The 19,149-nt window shown below is 61.4% G+C and carries 19 protein-coding genes and 1 riboswitch; of the genes, 14 read left to right on the top strand and 5 right to left on the bottom strand.

The window, feature by feature from the left end; translation table 11 throughout:
- Window positions 1–1,444, top strand: a 1,444-nt coding sequence (locus tag QZ571_RS11265; RefSeq protein WP_295534623.1) for an NAD+ synthase, incomplete at its 5' end; no start/stop codon positions are given.
- A 10-nt stretch (window positions 1,445–1,454) separates the two neighbouring features.
- Here QZ571_RS11265 and parA read toward each other — a convergent pair.
- The 3 genes from parA to gltX form a co-directional block, all read right to left on the bottom strand.
- Window positions 1,455–2,090 carry a ParA family partition ATPase gene (gene parA, locus QZ571_RS11260; protein ID WP_295534621.1) on the bottom strand — a complete coding sequence of 212 codons (636 nt, stop codon included), beginning with the start codon at window positions 2,088–2,090 and terminating at the stop codon, window positions 1,455–1,457.
- A 172-nt stretch (window positions 2,091–2,262) separates the two neighbouring features.
- Window positions 2,263–2,538, bottom strand: coding sequence for a hypothetical protein (locus tag QZ571_RS11255; protein WP_295534618.1), 276 nt, complete (start codon window positions 2,536–2,538; stop codon window positions 2,263–2,265).
- A gap of 123 nt (window positions 2,539–2,661) precedes the next feature.
- Window positions 2,662–3,990 carry a glutamate--tRNA ligase gene (gene gltX, locus QZ571_RS11250; protein WP_295534616.1) on the bottom strand — a complete coding sequence of 443 codons (1,329 nt, stop codon included), beginning with the start codon at window positions 3,988–3,990 and terminating at the stop codon, window positions 2,662–2,664.
- Window positions 3,991–4,089: 99 nt separating this feature from the next.
- Here gltX and QZ571_RS11245 point away from each other — a divergent pair, with 99 nt between their 5' ends.
- The 11 genes from QZ571_RS11245 to QZ571_RS11195 all read left to right on the top strand — a co-directional run bounded on the left by QZ571_RS11245 (window position 4,090) and on the right by QZ571_RS11195 (window position 15,196).
- Window positions 4,090–4,503, top strand: coding sequence for a metallopeptidase family protein (locus QZ571_RS11245; protein ID WP_295534626.1), 414 nt, complete (start codon window positions 4,090–4,092; stop codon window positions 4,501–4,503).
- A 102-nt stretch (window positions 4,504–4,605) separates the two neighbouring features.
- A complete protein-coding gene (locus QZ571_RS11240) occupies window positions 4,606–5,538 on the top strand; it encodes an MBL fold metallo-hydrolase (protein WP_295534613.1) in 933 nt (310 codons plus the stop codon).
- 173 nt (window positions 5,539–5,711) lie between these two features.
- Complete coding sequence (locus tag QZ571_RS11235; protein ID WP_295534610.1) at window positions 5,712–6,659, top strand: 1-phosphofructokinase family hexose kinase; 948 nt, start codon at window positions 5,712–5,714, stop codon at window positions 6,657–6,659.
- A gap of 138 nt (window positions 6,660–6,797) precedes the next feature.
- Window positions 6,798–6,890, top strand: a riboswitch (glycine riboswitch).
- A 158-nt stretch (window positions 6,891–7,048) separates the two neighbouring features.
- Window positions 7,049–8,152 (top strand): glycine cleavage system aminomethyltransferase GcvT, encoded by a 1,104-nt coding sequence (gene gcvT / locus QZ571_RS11230; RefSeq protein WP_295534608.1) that lies wholly within the window; start codon window positions 7,049–7,051, stop codon window positions 8,150–8,152.
- Between the two features lie 24 nt (window positions 8,153–8,176).
- Window positions 8,177–8,536, top strand: a complete 360-nt coding sequence (gene gcvH, locus QZ571_RS11225; protein ID WP_295534605.1) for a glycine cleavage system protein GcvH — start codon at window positions 8,177–8,179, stop codon at window positions 8,534–8,536.
- Window positions 8,537–8,541: 5 nt separating this feature from the next.
- Window positions 8,542–11,373: an aminomethyl-transferring glycine dehydrogenase gene (gcvP, locus tag QZ571_RS11220; RefSeq protein WP_295534602.1), complete on the top strand. Its 2,832-nt coding sequence runs from the start codon at window positions 8,542–8,544 to the stop codon at window positions 11,371–11,373.
- Window positions 11,374–11,619: 246 nt separating this feature from the next.
- Complete coding sequence (locus QZ571_RS11215; protein WP_295534599.1) at window positions 11,620–12,660, top strand: TRAP transporter substrate-binding protein; 1,041 nt, start codon at window positions 11,620–11,622, stop codon at window positions 12,658–12,660.
- 1 nt (window position 12,661) lies between these two features.
- Window positions 12,662–13,156: a TRAP transporter small permease subunit gene (locus tag QZ571_RS11210; RefSeq protein WP_295534597.1), complete on the top strand. Its 495-nt coding sequence runs from the start codon at window positions 12,662–12,664 to the stop codon at window positions 13,154–13,156.
- Entirely contained in the window at window positions 13,153–14,466 is a 1,314-nt protein-coding gene (locus QZ571_RS11205; protein ID WP_295534595.1) for a TRAP transporter large permease, read from the top strand. Before QZ571_RS11210 ends, QZ571_RS11205 begins: the two co-directional genes overlap by 4 nt.
- A 67-nt stretch (window positions 14,467–14,533) precedes the next feature.
- Complete coding sequence (locus QZ571_RS11200) at window positions 14,534–14,851, top strand: antibiotic biosynthesis monooxygenase (protein WP_295534592.1); 318 nt, start codon at window positions 14,534–14,536, stop codon at window positions 14,849–14,851.
- 72 nt (window positions 14,852–14,923) lie between these two features.
- Window positions 14,924–15,196 (top strand): GlsB/YeaQ/YmgE family stress response membrane protein, encoded by a 273-nt coding sequence (locus QZ571_RS11195; protein ID WP_295534590.1) that lies wholly within the window; start codon window positions 14,924–14,926, stop codon window positions 15,194–15,196.
- Here QZ571_RS11195 and QZ571_RS11190 read toward each other — a convergent pair.
- Entirely contained in the window at window positions 15,193–15,651 is a 459-nt protein-coding gene (locus tag QZ571_RS11190; RefSeq protein WP_295534588.1) for a YdcF family protein, read from the bottom strand. The genes QZ571_RS11195 and QZ571_RS11190 overlap by 4 nt on opposite strands.
- A gap of 78 nt (window positions 15,652–15,729) precedes the next feature.
- Between QZ571_RS11190 and QZ571_RS11185 the strand changes: the two genes are divergently transcribed.
- Entirely contained in the window at window positions 15,730–16,311 is a 582-nt protein-coding gene (locus tag QZ571_RS11185; protein ID WP_295534585.1) for a rhodanese-like domain-containing protein, read from the top strand.
- Window positions 16,312–16,570: 259 nt separating this feature from the next.
- On the top strand, window positions 16,571–16,816 hold the full coding sequence (locus QZ571_RS11180) for a hypothetical protein (RefSeq protein WP_295534583.1): 246 nt from the start codon (window positions 16,571–16,573) through the stop codon (window positions 16,814–16,816).
- On the opposite strand, the gene uvrB is transcribed toward QZ571_RS11180, so the two are convergent.
- Window positions 16,813–18,996 carry an excinuclease ABC subunit UvrB gene (uvrB, locus tag QZ571_RS11175; RefSeq protein ID WP_295534580.1) on the bottom strand — a complete coding sequence of 728 codons (2,184 nt, stop codon included), beginning with the start codon at window positions 18,994–18,996 and terminating at the stop codon, window positions 16,813–16,815. The genes QZ571_RS11180 and uvrB overlap by 4 nt on opposite strands.
- Window positions 18,997–19,149: the final 153 nt, after the last annotated feature.

Genomic DNA, 19,149 nt, shown 5'->3' with positions numbered 1-19,149 from the left:
TGGCGCGCCGTTCTGGGACGATAGCGGTCATTACAACGCCTATTGGGTCTGGAAAGACGGAAAGCTGCTGGCGCGGATGCTCAAGCATGAGCTGCCCCATAAGGGCATTTTCGACGAATACCGGCTGTTCGATGTCGGCCCGATTTCGGGCCCCTACGCGATCAACGGGGTGCGCATCGGCTCTCCGATCTGCGAAGATGCGTGGCATCCCGACGTGGCCGAGACGCTGGCTGAAACAGGCGCCGAGATTTTGATCGTGCCCAATGGCTCGCCCTACTATCGCGGCAAGCTGGACACGCGGATGAACCACATGGTTGCGCGCGTGACCGAGACCGGGTTGCCGCTGGTGTATCTCAATGCTGTAGGCGGGCAGGACGATCAGGTCTTTGACGGGGCGAGCTTTGTGCTCAACCGTCACGGCGCGTTGGCTGCGCAATTCGCGCCCTTCGATGAAATCGTCGATCACGTCGATTTCGAACGCGGGGCGGATGGCTGGGCCTGTGTGTCGGGCCGCGATGATGCGCAACCCTCCGAGTGGGAGCAGGATTATCGCGCGATGGTGATGGGCACGGCGGATTACCTTGGTAAATCAGGGTTTTCCAAGGTCGTTCTGGGCCTTTCGGGCGGGATCGACTCTGCGCTTGTGGCCACGATTGCCGCCGATGCGCTGGGCGCGGAGAACGTGCATTGCGTGATGCTGCCCTCGGAATATACCTCGCAAGGCTCGCTTGACGATGCTGCCGATCTGGCCACACGTCAGAACATGCGCCTTGATACGGTCAAGATCGACGGCGCGCGCGATGCGGTGAACGATGCGCTGTCGCATCTGATGGCGGGCACGAAGCCCGATGTGACTGAGGAGAATATTCAATCGCGCCTGCGCGGCGTGATGCTGATGGCGATCTCGAACAAGTTTGGCGAGATGCTGCTGACCACCGGCAACAAGTCAGAAATGGCGGTGGGTTATGCCACGATCTATGGCGACATGAATGGCGGCTACAACCCGATCAAGGATCTCTACAAGACCCGCGTGTTCGAGACCTGCCGCTGGCGCAATGCCAATCATCGCGACTGGATGAAGGGCGCGCCGGGCGAGGTGATTCCGCCCAGCATTATCGACAAGCCCCCCTCGGCCGAGCTGCGCCCCGATCAGCGTGACGATGACAGCCTGCCTCCCTATCCGGTGCTGGATGGTATCCTTGAAGGGCTGGTCGAAGATGATGCGTCGGTCGTCGATCTGGTGGCGCGCGGCTTTGAGCACGACACGATCAAGAAGGTCGAGCATCTGCTTTATATCGCGGAATGGAAACGCTTTCAGTCGGCGCCGGGGCCGCGCATCTCGCGCAAGGGGTTCTGGCTGGATCGTCGCTATCCGATGGTCAATCGCTGGCGCGATACCGGCCATGGCCGTGCCCGCCCTGAGCCGCGCGAACCGGAATCCTAAGCGCAGTGGGTTAGTCTTTCGCGGCCAGCAACGCCGAAATCTCGGCGGCAAGGGCGTTCACCTCGGCCGTGGCGGCGGATTTGCCAGCCTCAAGCGCGCTTAGCCCTTGTCCAAGGGTCTCCGCATAGACCACGCGGTGCCCAAGGGTAATGGTGGCGACCTCAGAGGAAATGGCGGCAGCGGCGGCGGCCACATCTTCGGCCAGGCGGGTGCCCGATTTCACGCGGTTCAGCACGATCAGGCAGGTCTTGTCGACGCGTTGCGCCAAATCCACGACGCCATCCGTCGCCCAAAGATCGACCAGCGACGACCCCACAGGCACAAGCACCAGATCGGCCTCGCGCAGAGCAGGTTTCAAATCGCTATCCACCTTGGGCGGCGTATCAATGATCACGATGTCATTGTTAGCGCTCAGTTTTGTGCACTCATAGCCAACGCCCCAAGCCGAGGAGGTGGCAAATTCCACGCCGGGATCGCCAAGCAATTCGCGCCGCGTCATGAACCAGCGACCAAGCGAACCTTGCGGATCGGTATCAAGGATCGCCACGCGTTGATTTTGTTTCGCAAAAGCGATGGCGAGATTGACCGCGAGCGTGGTTTTCCCCGCTCCGCCCTTTTGTTGAGCGATCGTGATGATATGCGCCAACTGATTCCCTCGCTGCTGCGGGGACGTCATATCACGATAGATTTGGGAATTATATGTCGCTCAATCGGGCAAGCGTGGGAAGGCCCCAAACGGTGTGAACGGGCTGCGAGAGGTTGGGCGAAGATGCGCAACAGTGCAGCGACCCAATTTCGAACTTGTCGGGCTTTGACTCTCAGCTTGCTCCGCGGGCCGCTTCTGGATTCTCGGCCAAAAAGGCGCGCAAGACGGCAAATAATTCGCGCGCCTGATCTATGTTGTCCGCGTGCAAAGCAGAGCGGATATCGTCGCAAATCATCTCGTTTACTTTTTGCGGTCCGTGATGGACGTGCATCATGTATTCGCCCAACAGCGTCGCATCGTATGCGCTGATATGTTCATGCGCAGACAGCGCGTCAATTTCTGCACGACTTAGCGCAGACATGTCCTCAACATCTTCCAAAGTGATCATTGCGTCTCTCCCCCAATGAAAGATGATTCTATCAAATTGGAGACACCTCCGCCTTGATGGACCTCAAGGCGGAAATGCGACCGCTTTGGGCATGAAGCGGCCCGTGCAATATGCTTTGGGCCCTCAGCCGCGCGCGCGCACCTTGTGCAAAAGCGGCATCAGGCTGCCCATGTCGGGGCCATGCGCCTGACCGGTCACGGCCTTGCGCAGCGGCATGAACAGGCCCTTGCCCTTGCGCCCTGTGGCGTCCTTGACGGCGCTGGTCCAGTCTTTCCAAGTGGTCTCGGAATAGGGCGCGTCGGGCAGCATCGTCATAGCTTGCGCGATGAAATCGGCATCCTCGGGGTCAATCACCGGCTCGGCGCCGTTCAGGCACAGATCGGCCCAGTGATCGAGATCGCTGAGCGTGTCGATATTTTGCGAGGCCACGGCCCAGAACTGCTCGGCCTGCTCGGCGGGAATGCCGAGGGCGGCGATTTGATCTTTGACCACCGCGAAGGGCAGGTGCTGGTTGCGCGTGCGCGTCAGCGGGATCAGGTCTTCGGCGTCGAATTTGGTGGGGGCCGAGCCGAACTGGCTGAGCTCAAATCCTTCGGCCAGCTCATCCATGCTCATGCGCAGCTCAATCGGCTGGCTGGAGCCCAAGCGCGCCATCATGCTGAGCAGCGCTTCGGGGGCGATCCCCTTGGCGCGCAGATCGCGGATTGAGAGCGCGCCGAGACGCTTGGACAGCTCCTCGCCCTGCGGGCCGGTCAGCAGCGAGTGATGCGCGAAGGCGGGAACCTTGCCGCCAATCGCCTCGATGATCTGGATTTGCGTTGCGGTATTGGTGACGTGATCGCCGCCACGCACGATATGGGTGATGCCCATATCCGCGTCATCGACCGGCGAAGCAAAGGTATAGAGCACCTGACCCGAGGCCTTGATCAGCACCGGGTCCGACACCGACGCCGCATCAATCGACAGATCGCCCAAGATGCCATCGGCCCACTCGATCCGCTCAAGTTCCAGCTTAAAGCGCCAGTAGCCATCCTTGCCAGCGGCGCGCGCGGCATCTTTGTCGGCCTCAGACAGATGCATCGAGGCGCGGTCATAAACCGGCGGCTTGCCCATATTGAGCTGCTTCTTGCGTTTCAAATCCAGCTCGGTCGGGCTTTCGAAACACTCATAAAGCTTGCCCGCAGCTTTTAATTCCTCAGCCACCTCGCGGTAGCGATCAAGGCGCAGCGACTGGCGTTCTTCGCGGTCCCATTCGATGCCCAGCCATTCCAGATCGCCCTTGAGCGCATCGATATATTCCTGCTTCGAGCGCTCTTGATCTGTGTCGTCGAGGCGCAGGATGAACGTGCCGCCCGTCTTGCGCGCGATCAGGTAGTTCATCAGTGCGGTGCGCAGATTGCCGACATGGATATAGCCGGTGGGCGAGGGGGCGAAACGGGTAACGGTGGTCATCGGGGTCAACTCCTAGTTGGCGCCTGCTCTTTCATAGCGCGGGGCGTTTGTCCATATGAAGGGCTATGCGTGGCGGGTATGGCCGCTCTGGAGGGTACGATGGAGCAAAGCGATTGGGCCGATGTGCTGGCCCCCGGTCTGGATGATATTGCGGCTTTGGCAATGGCTGCGCGTGCCAGCTTGCCGCCCGAATTTGCCGCCGCCGCCAAGGATGTGGCGATCCGGGTGGAGGATGTCGCGCCCGATGCGCTGCTGGACGATCTGGGTATCGACAATCCCCTTGCGCTGAGCGGGCTCTATGAAGGGGTGCCGCTGACGCAGAAATCGGTGATGGATCCGGGCGGGCATTCCGATGTGATCTGGCTGTTTCGCCGCGCGATTGTCGATGAATGGGCTGCGCGGGGCGATGTGACGCTGGATGTGCTGGTCACGCATGTCTTCGTGCATGAGTTGGCGCATCATCTGGGCTGGTCGGATGGCGATATCGCGGCAATTGATCGCTGGTGGGAGTGAACCAAGCAGCTCACGGATACGTTACAGTGCTATAATCAGGTCTGCGCCCCGCGCGCAGGCGTGATTCTTGACGTATCGTTTTTCAGCCATTTGGAGAGACAGATGACGAGGACCCTTATCACCCGCCGCACCGCGTTTATGGCCGCCGCAGCCTTGCCCGCCGCCCCCGCTTTGCTCGGGGCAAGCATGGCGCAAGCGCAGACGGTCGCCGCTGCCCCGCCCGCGATCCCGCCCTATCGGCGGGTCACATTGGGCGATATGACGGTGACGACGCTTTTGGCGGGCACCCGTCCGCTGGACAATCCGCAGGGCACCTTTGGCACCAATGCCAGCCCTGAAGATTTCAATGCCCTGTCGGCCGAGGCCTTTATTCCCGCCGACAAGGCGCTGAATTTCTTCACGCCAACGCTGATCGAGGCGGGCGATGAAAAGATCTTGTTCGATACCGGTCTTAGCCCCGAGGGCACCGCTGCTGCCCTGGCGGCCGCCGGTCATGGCACCGATGATATCACCACGGTGGTGATCACCCATATGCATGGCGATCACATTGGCGGCCTGATGGGCGAGGGCGGGGCGACCTTTAGCAAGGCCAGATATATCACCGGCGAGGTCGAGTTCGATCATTGGTCCAAGGCCGGCAATGACACCTTCGAGGCCAAGGTGCGCCCGCTCGAAGATCAGTTCACCTTTATCAAGGGCGGGGAGTCGGTCGTTTCGGGGATCACGGCGGTCGAGGCCTTTGGTCACACGCCGGGCCATATGGCCTATATGGTGGAAAGCGGTGGCAAGTCGCTGGTTCTGGCGGTGGACAGTGCAAACCACTACGTCTGGTCGCTGCAACGCCCCGACTGGGAGGTGCGTTTCGACATGGACAAGGCGCAGGCCGCCGCGACGCGCAAATCGCTGTTTGGCATGGTCGCGGCCGACAGGGTGCCTTTCATCGGCTATCACATGCCCTTTCCCGGCATGGGCTATCTGGAAACCTCCGGGCCGGGCTATCGGTTCGTTCCGGTCAGCTATCAGTTGAGCGTCTGACCCAAGGCGCGTGAAAGCGATCTAAGCACTCAAGAGTGAAACGGGCGGCACTGTGAAAGTGTGGCCCGTTTTGCATTTTCGGGAACGCACGCGGGCGCAACGCCCTTGGATCAGCTGTTGCGAGGTGCCATGATCGCCACCAGGCCCCCGATCCGCCTGCCAAGGAGCGTGCGATGCAGACCATTCTAACGATCACTCTCAATCCGACGGTGGATGTCGCGACCTCAGCCAAAGATATCTTGCCCGAGCGCAAGCTGCGCTGCTCGCGCCCGGTCTTTGATCCCGGCGGTGGCGGGCTGAATGTCAGCCGTGCGATCGCTGCACTCGGGGGGAATTCGACCGCTTTTGTGGCGCTGGGCGGCCCGACCGGGGATAAGGTGATGCGGCTTTTGGCCGAGGCGGGTATCGGCGTCTATCCCTTTCCAGCACCGGGAGAAACGCGTCTCAGCCTGACCGCCACGGACACCACCTCGGGCGAGCAGTTTCGCTTTGTCATGCCCGGTCCCGACTGGTCCGAGCGCGACGTGTCAAAGGCGCTTACCCGGATTGCGCGCGCTGCCCCCGAAGGTGGGATTGTCGTGCTGTCGGGCAGCCAACCCCCCGGCGTTCCCGTGGATTTTCCCGCAAGGCTTGCCGCCAAGATCGCGCGCACGAAAGCGCAGCTGTTTCTGGATACCTCGGGCAAGGCGCTGCACCACCTGCTAGAGAGCAAATGCCAGCCCGCAGATCTGCTGCGGATGGATGAGTTGGAAGCGGTGGAACTGGCCGGGCGCGATTTGCCCACCCGCGCCGACAGCGCCGACTTTGCCCAAGATCTGGTGCGCCGCGGGTTGGCCCATGCGGTGATCGTGGCGCGCGGATCTGAAGGCAATGTGCTGGCCACCCGCGAGGGGCGTTGGTTTGCCAAGGCCGCCAAGGTGACGGTGGTGTCCAAGGTGGGCGCGGGCGACAGTTTCGTGGCCGCCTTCACGCTGGCACTGGCGCGCGGCAAGCCCTTGCCCGAAGCGTTGCGTCACGGCGCGGCGGGGGCGTCGGCGGCGGTCACTTCGCCGGCAACCGAGCTGTGCAGGGCGCGCGATGTCAAAAACCTGCTGAGCCAATGCCCGGTCAGCGAAATTTGAACACGCCGCGCATTCGGGGGATATCTGCGCTTGTTCCTTAAGCGTTTCACGCCCTGCGCCGCGTCGCTTTTTGCCCCAAACTGCCGTATCTGGCGAATTGGGCTTGTCAGGGCTGTGGCGGCTCGGCTATGCGATTGGGTATTGGATACGGGAGACGCTGCGGCAACATCCGCAGGGCCGAAGGAGCAACCGCCCCGGTAAACTCTCAGGCAAAAGGACCGCATTCAATAAAGGACTCTGGAGAGTGGCGCCGCATGCGCCCGCCGAAGGGATAACGATCTCAGGCGCCCGACCCCGTTAGGGTAGGGCAAGGACAGAGGGGGCATCGGGCGGGCCATTTGGCCCATTGGTCGATGCCGGACGATCCGGCTGAACGGGAGAAGGCCGGAATGAGCGATCTGCACAAGACGCCGCTTTACGATTTGCACATGGAACTGGGCGCGAAAATGGTGCCCTTCGCGGGCTATGCGATGCCCGTGCAATACCCGCTGGGTGTGATGGGCGAGCATCTGCACACCCGCGCGCAGGCCGGGCTGTTCGACGTCAGCCATATGGGGCAGGTGATCTTGCCGGGCGCTGGCGCGGCGGAGGCCCTTGAGGCGCTGGTGCCGGTCAGTCTGATGGCGTTGGCTGAAGGCCGTCAGCGCTACGCGATGTTCACCAATGACGCGGGTGGTATTCTGGACGATCTGATGGTCGCCAATCGCGGCGATCACCTGTTTGTCGTGGTCAATGCAGCCTGCAAGACGGCCGATCTGGCCCATCTGCGTGCCCATATCGAGGACGTTCAGGAAATCACCGACCGCGCGCTTTTGGCGCTGCAGGGCCCCGCCGCCGAGGGCGCGCTTGAGGCCTTGGTGCCCGGTGTTGGCGCGATGCGGTTCATGGATGTGGCGACGTTCGGCTGGCAGGGCGTCGATCTGTGGATTTCGCGTTCGGGCTATACGGGCGAGGACGGATTTGAAATCTCGGTGCCTGCGCCGCAGGCCGAGGCGTTTGCCCGCGCGCTGCTGGCGGATGCGGCGGTGGAGCCGATCGGTTTGGGCGCGCGCGACAGTCTGCGCCTTGAGGCGGGGCTGTGCCTTTATGGCCATGACATCGATACCACGACCACCCCGGTCGAGGCCAATCTGGCTTGGGCGATCCAGAAAATCCGCCGCACAGGCGGGGCGCGCGCGGGCGGCTTTCCCGGTGCCGAAGTGATCTTGGCGCAGCTAGACGGCGGGGCTGCGCGCAAGCGCGTCGGGTTGCGCCCCGAAGGCCGTGCGCCGATGCGCGAAGGCGTTCAAATTTTCGCTGATGCCGAGGGGGGCGCGCCGATTGGCTCCGTCACTTCGGGCGGCTTTGGCCCCTCGATTGCGGCGCCGATGGCGATGGCTTATCTGCCCAGCGACCTGACTGAGGGCACAATCGTTTATGGCGAGGTGCGCGGCAAACGTCTGCCCGCTATTATCGCGCCAATGCCCTTCCAACCCACCACCTACAAACGCTGAAAAAGACCACGAGGGAGACCGAGAATGAAATTCACGCAAGACCATGAATGGCTCAAGGTTGAGGGCGATCTTGTGATCGTCGGTATCACCGAACATGCCAGCGAGCAGCTGGGCGATGTTGTTTTCGTCGAATTGCCCGATGCCGGGACCGAAGTGTCGCAAGGCGACGAGATTTGCGTCATCGAAAGCGTCAAGGCGGCCTCTGATATCGCCGCGCCGCTGGATGGCGAGATCGTCGAGATCAACGAGGATCTGGCCGACAATCCGGGCCTCGTGAACGAAGATCCGCTGGGCAAGGCTTGGTTTTTTAAGATGAAACTGGCCGACCAATCCGCACTTGATGGCTTCATGGACGAGGCCGCCTACATCGAATTTATCGGATAATCCTCATGTTTACCCCCACGACCTATGACACCTATGATTTCGCCAATCGCCGCCATATCGGGCCGTCGCCAGACGAGATGACCGAGATGCTCAAGGCCGTGGGGGCGCGCGACCTTGAGGCGCTGATCGATGAGACAGTGCCCAAATCCATCCGTCAGGCGCAGCCGCTTAGCTGGGCGCCGCTCACCGAATATGCGCTGCTGCAAAAGATGGAAGAGGTGGCCAAGAAAAACCGCGTGATGGTCAGCCTGATTGGGCAGGGCTATTACGGCACGGTCACGCCGCCCGCGATCCAGCGGAATATTCTTGAAAACCCGGCTTGGTATACCGCCTACACGCCCTATCAGCCCGAGATCGCGCAGGGGCGTCTTGAGGCGCTGTTGAACTTTCAGACGATGGTGTCGGACCTGACCGGGCTGCCGGTCGCCAATGCCTCACTGCTCGATGAGGCGACGGCGGCGGCCGAGGCGATGGCGATGGCGCAGCGCGTCGCAAAATCCAAGGCGACCGCGTTCTTTGTTGATGAAAACTGTCATCCCCAGACGATTGGCGTGATCCAGACCCGCGCCCAGCCCTTGGGCATCGAGGTGATCGTGGGCGCGGCCGATGATCTGGTCGCCGATCAGGTGTTCGGCGCGATTTTCCAATATCCCGGCACCTATGGCCATGTGCGTGATTTCACCGCCCAGTGCGAGGCGCTGCATGGGGCCAAGGCCGTGGCAATCATGGCCACCGATCTGCTGGCGCTGTGCCTGCTGAAGGAACCCGGCGCGATGGGGGCTGACATCGCGGTCGGCTCGGCGCAGCGTTTTGGTGTGCAGATGGGCTATGGCGGGCCGCATGCTGCCTTTATGGCGTGTCGCGATGATATGAAACGCGCGATGCCGGGCCGGATCGTGGGGGTCTCGGTCGATTCCCATGGCAACCGCGCTTATCGGTTGTCGTTGCAAACCCGCGAGCAGCATATTCGCCGCGAAAAAGCGACTTCGAATGTTTGCACCGCGCAGGCGCTGCTGGCGGTGATGGCCAGCTTTTACGCGGTATTTCACGGGCCGATGGGGCTGCGCGCGATTGCCGAGCGCGTGCATTTCACCACCACGCAGCTTGCGCAGGCGCTGCGCGATGCGGGCGCTGTGGTTGAGCCAGAGGCGTTTTTCGACACGCTCACCGTCAAGGTCGGCGTGGGGCAGCAGGGGATCATGGCCGCGGCCCGTCATCGCGGCATCAACCTGCGCAAGGTCGGGCGTGACCGCGTGGGCATCTCCATCGACGAGACCACCGATGCGGGCATCGTGACGCGGCTTTTGGATGCGTTCGGGATCACCGAGGCCCCCGGTGATCTGGGCGCGCTGGGCGTGCCCGAGGCGATGCTACGCGCCAGCGATTACCTGACCCATCCGGTGTTTCACATGAACCGCGCCGAGTCCGAGATGATGCGCTACATGCGCCGCCTGTCGGATCGCGATCTGGCGCTGGACCGGGCGATGATTCCGCTGGGCTCGTGCACGATGAAATTGAATGCGGCCGCCGAGATGATGCCGCTGACATGGCCGGAATTCGGATCGCTGCACCCGTTCGTGCCTGCCGATCAGGCGGCGGGCTATCACGAGGCCATTTCCGATCTGACCGAGAAGCTGTGCGAAATCACTGGCTATGATGCGTTCTCCATGCAGCCCAATTCGGGCGCGCAGGGCGAATATGCGGGGCTGTTGACGATCTCGGCCTATCATCGTGCCAATGGCGATGATCAGCGCGATATCTGCCTCATTCCGATGTCGGCGCATGGCACCAACCCGGCCTCTGCCCAGATGGCGGGGATGCAGGTGGTCGTAGTCAATTCCGCGCCCAATGGCGACGTGGATCTTGAGGATTTCGAGGCCAAGGCCAAGGCTGCCGGCGCGAAACTTGCGGCCTGCATGATCACCTATCCCTCGACGCATGGCGTGTTTGAGGAAACGGTGAAGCGGGTCTGCGAGATCACCCATGAACACGGCGGTCAGGTCTATATCGACGGGGCCAATATGAACGCGCTGGTGGGGCTGGTGAAACCCGGCGAGATCGGCGGCGATGTGAGCCACCTCAACCTGCACAAGACCTTTGCGATCCCGCATGGCGGCGGTGGTCCCGGCATGGGCCCGATTGGCGTGCGCGCGCATCTGGCCCCCTATCTGCCGGGGCATAGCGAGACGGGTGAGGGCACTGGCGCGGTGAGTGCGGCGCCTTACGGATCGGCCTCGATCTTGCTGATTTCATGGGCTTATTGCCTGATGATGGGCGGGGCGGGGCTGACGCAGGCCACGCGCGTCGCAATCTTGAACGCGAACTATATCGCGGCGCGGCTGAAATCGGCCTATCCGATCTTATTCATGGGCAATCGGGGCCGGGTGGCGCATGAGTGCATTCTGGACACGCGCAAATTTGCCGAGGTGGGCGTGAGCGTTGATGACATCGCCAAGCGCCTGATCGACAACGGGTTTCACGCCCCCACCATGTCATGGCCCGTGGCAGGCACCTTGATGGTAGAGCCGACCGAAAGCGAAACTAAGGCCGAGATCGACCGCTTTATCACCGCCCTTCTGGCGATCCGTGACGAGATCGCGGCGGTGGAGGCAGGAGAGATCGCCGCCGAGGACAGCCCGCTGCGCCACGCCCCCCATACGGTCGAAGATCTCGTGACCGATTGGGATCGGGTCTATTCGCGCGAGGCCGGGTGTTTTCCGGCAGGCGCGTTTCGGGTCGATAAATATTGGCCACCCGTGGGGCGCGTCGATAACGTCTTTGGCGATCGCAACCTGATCTGTATCTGTCCGCCAGTGGAGGCCTACGCGGCGGAGTGACAGGCTGCGGGCCACGCTTGATCGCAGTTTGCTGAACGCCATCGTGCCCAGCATTTGCAAATCCTGTCGTGGCAATCGATGTCGCCCTTTGCAGCGGTCGCTAGGCGGTCTGTCCAGTAAAACAGGGGCGCGGATGGGAGTCCGCGCCCCAGCTTGGCGCAATGGGTGCTCAAGCGAGGCTCCTAATTGCTGGACGCATAAGCGCGCGCAGGCTAAATCGGGAACCAACGCGAGAGGGAGACCCGCATGAGCCGTAATTTCACCCGCCGGGGGAGTCTGGTTTTGGCCGCCGGGGCCGCCGCATTGGCCGCAGCACCCGCACTGGCCGCGCCCGAGGTCACGCTGCGCCTGCATCAGTTTCTTCCCGAGACGAGCTTTGTGCCCGCCCATATCCTGAACCCGTGGATTGCCGCGGTCGAGGCCGCCTCGAACGGGCGCATCAAGATTGAGCATTACCCCTCGATGCAGCTGGGTGGCAAACCCACTGATCTGGTCGATCAATTGACCGATGGCGTGGTTGATATCATTTGGACGCTGCCGGGCTACACGCCGGGGCGCTTCCCGCGCACCGAGGTGATGGAGCTGCCGTTCATGGTGGCAGATGCAGGCCCGGCCTCGGCAGCGCTGTGGGATCTGGCGCAATCGGACATGATCGACACGGATTTTGCCGATCTGCATTTGCTGGGCATTTGGGTGCATGGGCCGGGCGTCATTCATGCCAACAAAGCGGTGCGCGAGATCGCCGATTTCAAAGGGCTGAAATTGCGCGGGCCCTCGCGGGTGACGACCAAGTTGCTCGAACATTTTGGCGCGACGGCGGTCGGCATGCCGGTGCCTGCCGTCCCCGAGGCGCTGTCGCGGGGCACGATTGACGGGGCGCTGCTGCCTTGGGAAGTGTCGGCCTCGCTCAAGATCGGGGAATTGGTGCATCATCACACCGAATTTGCCGGCCCCTCGATTTACACCGCCAGTTTCATCCTTGCGATGAACAAGGATCGTTTCGCCAGCTTGCCGCCCGATCTGCGTCAGGTGATTGAGTCTGTGTCGGGGGCTGCGTTCTCGCGCGCGGCGGGCACGGCGCAACAGGCCGAGGATATCCCCTCGCGCCAAAAAGCGGTCGATCTGGGCAATGAGATCATCACCATTCCCGCCGATGAGACACCCGTTTGGGTGGCCGCCTCGCAGCCCGTGATTGACGATTGGGTCGCTGAGATGGACGGGCGCGGCGTTGATGGCGCGGCGTTGCTGGACAAGGCCCGCGCGTTGATCACAGCGCATTCGGGCTAGCATGCGCGTCGGGATTGAGCGCGCGGTGCAGGGGCTGGCGCTGGCGGGCGGTTTGGTTTTGCTGGCGCTGGTCGCGATGACGGTGTTGTCGAGCCTTGGCGCGCTGGGTTTGAAAGGCGCGCAGGCGGGGTGGCTGCCGCAACCCTTCGCGATTGGCCCTTACAAGGCTGGCTATGAGATCGTCGAACTGGTGCTGCCCGGTATCGTTTTCGCAATGATCCCGCTGGTGCAACTGCGCCATGCCCATGCGCGTGTCGAGTTGCTGCGCGGACGAGGCGCGCACGGGTTCGACGTGTTTTGGCAGGTCGTGGCGGCGGCTATGTTTGCGCTGATCGCGTGGCGGATCGGGCTTGGCATGGCGGGCAAGATGCGCTCTGGCACCGAGACATTTCTGCTGGCTCTGCCGGTGTGGTGGGGCTACGCCGCCTGCCTTCCGGGCGCGTGGGGGGCGGCGATCGTGGCCGTGTATAACGCTGTGCGGCAGGAGCGGGCATGAGTGATTTTGCGCTCGCGCTGGGTTCGTTTCCGCTGCTGTTGCTGTTGATTTTTCTGCGCGCGCCAATTGGTCTGGCGATGCTGGTGATCGGCGCGGGCGGGCTTTGGGCGGTATCGGGTAACCCGCAGCTTTGGCTGGCCAAGATGAAAAACGAGGGGGTCTCGACTTTTTCGCATTACGAATTGTCGGTGATCCCGATGTTCCTGTTGATGGGCCAATTCGCGACCCAAGGGGGCATGAGTCGGGCGCTGTTTCGCGCTGCCGATGCGCTGATCGGGCATCGCCGGGGCGGGCTGGCGATGGCGGCCATCGGGGCCTGCGCGGGGTTTGGCGCGATCTGTGGCAGTTCGCTGGCGACAGCGGCCACGATGGGGCGTGTAGCAATCCCCGAGATGCGCGCGGCGGGTTATTCCGGTGCGCTTTCCACGGCGGCGCTGGCGGCGGGGGGCACCTTGGGTATCCTCATTCCGCCTTCCATCGTGCTGGTGATTTTCGCCATCCTGACCGAGCAGAATATCGCCACGCTGTTTGCCGCCGCCGTGCTGCCGGGGCTGCTGGCGGTGCTTGGCTACGGGCTTGCGGTGCAGGCCTATCTGATGCGCCACCCGCAAGCGGCGGGCGAGGGGCGCGCGCCGATGCCGTGGGTGCAGCGCCGGGCTGCGCTGCTGGCGATCTGGCCTGTGCTTGGGATTTTTGCGCTGGTCGTCGGTGGCATCTATGGCGGCGTTTTCTCGCCCACCGAGGGCGCGGCGATTGGTGCGGCGCTGACGGGGATTGCGGCTTGGGCCGGGGGAGGATTGCGCGCGGGCGGCTTTATCCGCGCGCTGCTGGCGACCGCCGAAACCACAGGCATGGTATTTTTCATCATCCTCGGCGCGGCCGTTTATAACGGGTTTCTGGGCTTTGCGCGGATGCCGCAGGAGCTGGCGCAAATGGTGGCGGGGCAGGGGCTTAGCGCGTGGCTGGTGCTGATCGCGATGCTGCTACTTTTTCTGATCTTGGGCTGTTTCATGGACAGCCTGTCGATGATCTTGCTAACACTGCCGACATTCTGGCCAATCATCTCTGGGCTCGATTTCGGGATGGACGCGCAGGCCCTGGCGCTTTGGTTCGGCGTTTTGGTGTTGATCACCGTCGAGGTCGGGCTGATTACGCCGCCGGTTGGGCTCAATCTGTTCGTCATCGGCGCGATTGAGGGGCGCACTCCCGCGCCGCAGACTTGGCGCGCGGTGATCTGGTTCGTGGGGGCCGATCTGACCCGGATCGCGTTGATTTTGGCGGTTCCTGCGATTGCCTTGCTGCCACTATAGATGGCGATGAAATAGGGCGATGATTTTTGCGCCGATCTGTGCAATTCTACCCTAAGGAGGATCGTTCATGACAGAAATTACCAGTGATTTCAGCGGCCAAACTGTGATTTGCACCTTCGAGATGACGCCGGCGACGGCCTCGGAATTGATGGAAAAACTGCAATCGGCCTATAGCGAGGTGATCTCGAAAGCGCCCGGTTTCATCGGTGCGGGGCTGCATATGAATGATGCCCAGACCCGGATTGCGACCTATTCGAAATGGCGCGAGCGGGGCGATTATCAGGCGATGCTGCGCAGCCCGGAAATGATAGCGCGCAACCGCTACATCAATACGCTGTGCCGCAGCTTTGAGCCGGTGATGTATGAGGTGGCCGCCAATTACTGATCGCGCTTGAGCCGACGGAACCTGCGCCGCACGCTCAGCGTTAATATGTCAAAAGACAACCCGGAGAGAGACATGGAAGACGTTCTTCAAACCATCGGCGTGATCGGCTTTATCCTTTTGGTGCTCGCAGGGCTTTTGGCGGGTTGGTTGGCCAGCCTTGTTGCGGGCGGGCGTCATCGCGGTGCCTATTTGGCGATTGGCGTGCTGGGCGCGCTTGTTACGCCGTTCATCGTTGCGATTTTGGGCGGTGCGGTGCTTGCAGCAGGTGGCTTGCTGGCAATTATCGCGATGGCTTTGGTTGGGGCTGCTGTCGTTTTGGTGATCGGAAAGCTGATCCTTGATTAACGTCTAAACCCCCGCCACCAAAGAAATTTCAGCCAAGCTCCGCCCTCGCGCAACCATGTGCGGGGGCTTGTTTTATGCGCCGGGCAGGATGAGCGCGCGTTGACCCCAAGGGCGCGCGCCACCGCGCGGGCGCGCGGGGCGTGATAGCAATCGGTGACCAGCACAATCGTGCCCTGCGCGCCGCTTACCTCCAAGCCAAAGGCGATGTTCTCGCGTGTCGAGGTCGAGCGATCCTCGCGCAAAAGCGCGGTCTCAGGCACGCCCTGCGCGCGCAAGAGCTGCACCATCGCCTCGGCCTCGCTGGGCGGGTGTTTTCCAAGTCCGCCACAGCAGATAAGCCGCTGGACCGCGCCTGCGTGATACAGCTCAGCCCCGTGGCGCACTCGTCGTTTCAGCGTGGGCGAGGGCTGCCCGCCGGGCCAAACGGCGGCCCCAAGGATGAAAGCGTCGGTCATACTGCCATGGCTAGCCGCCCGCGCATCGCGCGACAAGAGGTGCAAATCTATGCTATGATGTAGAAAAGGGAGAAAACAATGCGTGCCATTTTGTTTGCGGCGTTGGTCTGCGCCACACCTGCGTTTGCCGATCCGGTCAATATTCGCCCCGACGTGATGTCTGTCACGGTGCAGACGGCGTCTGGCCCGGTCGAGATTTCGCGCAATCAGGACAATGCCAATATGCTGTCGGGTGAATGGGCGCGCACCTCACGTCCTTGCCCGAGTTTCTGCATTCAACCGATGGTGCCCGCGCCCGGTGTGACACCGATTGGCGAGTTGGAAATCATGCAATTTCTCAATGATCCCAATGTGGTGGTGGTCGACGGTCGGGTGCGTCGTGACTTTGAAGGCGGCGCGATTCCCGGTGCGATCAACGTGCCCTATACCGAGGCTGCAGATCGTTTGGGAGAGCTGGGATGCGAACCCGACTTCGACGGTTTCGACTGTTCGGGCGAGGCGGTGAAATCAGTCGCGCTTTATTGTAATGGCGCGTGGTGCGGCCAATCCCCCACCGCCGCGCGCCGCATGATCGAGGCGGGTTATCCGGCGGAGAAAATCTACTATTATCGCGGTGGGATGCAGGCCTGGCGGATGTTGGGGCTGACGGTGACGGAGTGAAGCATCAAAACTTTGCCAGATTTTCCGTCTAGCCAGTCTGGACGAAATTTCTGATGAGGTGAATTTTGTCTGCGCTTTTTTCCAGTCCAATTACGTTGGCCGCAATGGGTGTGGCGCTGATCGCTCTTGTCGTTGTTCTGTGAATTGCCACGGGCAGGGGTGGGGCGCAGCGATACGTTTTGATAGATGGCTCAAACGTGCTGTATTAGCGCACCGAGACGCCCGACCTGTCTCCGCTCAGGGCGCTGGTGGTGCAGGGGTGACGCCTCTGGTCTGGTTTGATGCAAATGCAGGCTATCTGATTTCGCAAAAATATCGCAGAGAGCAGAGTTTTTCAAAGGCGCTTGGCCTTCCCGCGCGCATTGTCACCAATGACCGCTACCGGGACTGGGTCGAGACCTATCCCATCCTCAAGACACGCGATCTGCTGATCAAGGGGTGCTGGCGCGATGGCGATGTCATTCTTTCCGCCTCGCTTCAGGAGCCGCTGAAAGAAGCGGCTTAACGCCCCTTCCGCCGCTTCACACCCCCACGCTGCCCCGGTCGCCCGGCCGTGGACCGACCGCTGGCCTTCACCGCCGCTTCGCTCGCGGCTTCGACGGCGGATTGGCGCGCCAGCGGGTCGTCGTGAATCGCGAGGTCCACCGCCTCCAAACGCTTGACCTCGTCGCGCAACCGGGCTGCTTCCTCGAATTCGAGGTTCTCGGCGGCCTTGCGCATTTTCAACCTGAGATCGTGCAAATGGGCATCAAGATTGGCCCCAATTTTCACATTTTCAACTTTTGCGGTGACGCGCGACATATCCGTGTCGCCCTGATAGAGGCCCGCCAGAACGTCCTCGACATTCTTCTTGATGGTCTCGGGCGTGATGCCGTGTTCGATGTTATACGCGACCTGTTTGGCGCGGCGGCGATCGGTTTCATCCATTGCACGCTGCATGCTGCCGGTGATCCGGTCGGCATACATGATCACCCGGCCCTCCGAGTTGCGCGCCGCCCGACCGATCGTCTGAATGAGCGACGTTTCCGAGCGCAGGAACCCTTCTTTATCGGCATCCAAGATCGCGACCAATCCGCATTCGGGAATGTCCAAACCCTCGCGCAGCAGGTTGATCCCGATCAGCACGTCAAACGCCCCGAGTCGCAGATCGCGCAAAATCTCGATACGTTCGATTGTGTCAATATCGGAGTGCATATAGCGCACCCGCACCCCCTGTTCATGTAGATATTCTGTAAGATCTTCGGCCATGCGTTTGGTCAATGTGGTGACCAGAGTGCGGAACCCCTTGGCCGAAACCTTGCGGATTTCGTCGAGCACATCATCGACCTGCGTCTCGACCGGACGGATCTCGATCATCGGGTCAATCAGGCCGGTCGGGCGGATCACCTGCTCGGTAAAGACGCCGCCCGTTTGCTCCAGCTCCCATTTCGACGGGGTGGCCGAAACAAAGACCGATTGCGAGCGCATCGCATCCCATTCCTCGAACTTCAGCGGGCGGTTATCCATGCAGGACGGCAGGCGGAACCCATGTTCGGCCAGCGTGAATTTGCGCCGATAGTCGCCGCGATACATGCCCCCGATCTGGGGCACGGTGACATGAGATTCATCCGTAAAAACAATAGCATTGTCGGGGATGAACTCAAACAGGGTCGGCGGCGGCTCGCCGGGGGCGCGCCCTGTGAGATAGCGCGAATAGTTCTCAATCCCGTTGCACACGCCGGTCGCTTCCAGCATTTCGATGTCGAAATTCGTGCGCTGCTCCAGCCGCTGCGCTTCCAGCAATTTGCCCTCGTCATTGAGCTGTTTGAGGCGTTGCGTCAGCTCCACGCGGATGCTTTTGGTGGCTTGCTGCAAGGTCGGGCGGGGCGTCACATAGTGGCTGTTGGCATAGATCCGGATCTGCTCAAAGCTGTTGGTTTTCTGACCCGTAAGCGGGTCGAATTCCGTAATCGATTCAAGTTCTTCACCGAAAAAGCTAAAGCGCCATGCGCGATCTTCGAGGTGGGCGGGCCACAGATCGACCGTGTCGCCCTTGACGCGAAACGCGCCGCGCTGAAACGCAGCATCAAGACGCTTATATTGCTGGGTCACCAATTCGCCGATGAATTGGCGCTGCTCGATCAGATCGCCGATCTTCATATCCTGGGTCATTGCCGAATAGGTCTCGACCGAGCCGATCCCGTAAATGCAACTCACCGAGGCCACGATAATCACATCGTCGCGTTCCAGCAGCGCCCGCGTGGCCGAGTGGCGCATCCGGTCGATCTGTTCGTTGATCTGGCTTTCTTTTTCAATGTAGGTGTCCGAGCGCGCGACATAGGCTTCGGGTTGGTAATAGTCATAGAAAGATACGAAATATTCGACCGAGTTCTCGGGAAAGAAGCTTTTGAATTCGCCATATAATTGCGCCGCCAAGGTCTTGTTCGGGGCGAGAATGATGGCAGGGCGCTGGGTCTGTTCGATCACCTTGGCCATGGTAAAGGTCTTGCCCGTGCCCGTTGCGCCCAGCAACACCTGATCACGCTCGCCCTCTTGCACGCCTTTTGCGAGTTCGGCGATCGCGGTGGGCTGGTCGCCAGCGGCCGAAAATGCCGTATGCAATACGAACCGCTTGCCGCCCTCAAGCTTGGGGCGAGTCAGCACCTCGGGGCGCGGCTTGGGTTGATCGGTGGTATTGTGGGGCATCGCGGCATCCTTTGGCTGTCCCTAAAGTTGTCCTCTTTTCGTTCGCATTCAAGGGGTTGTGGAATGTGTAAACACAAGGTTAAGAGTTTCGATATAATTGTATCATTAAACCAATGCCTTAGGTGGATATTTTCCTTGCTGAATCGATGGGGT

This window comes from uncultured Thioclava sp. (assembly GCF_913064665.1).
GTDB lineage: Bacteria > Pseudomonadota > Alphaproteobacteria > Rhodobacterales > Rhodobacteraceae > Thioclava > Thioclava arctica.
This window is presented reverse-complemented; position numbering and strand designations above follow the sequence as displayed.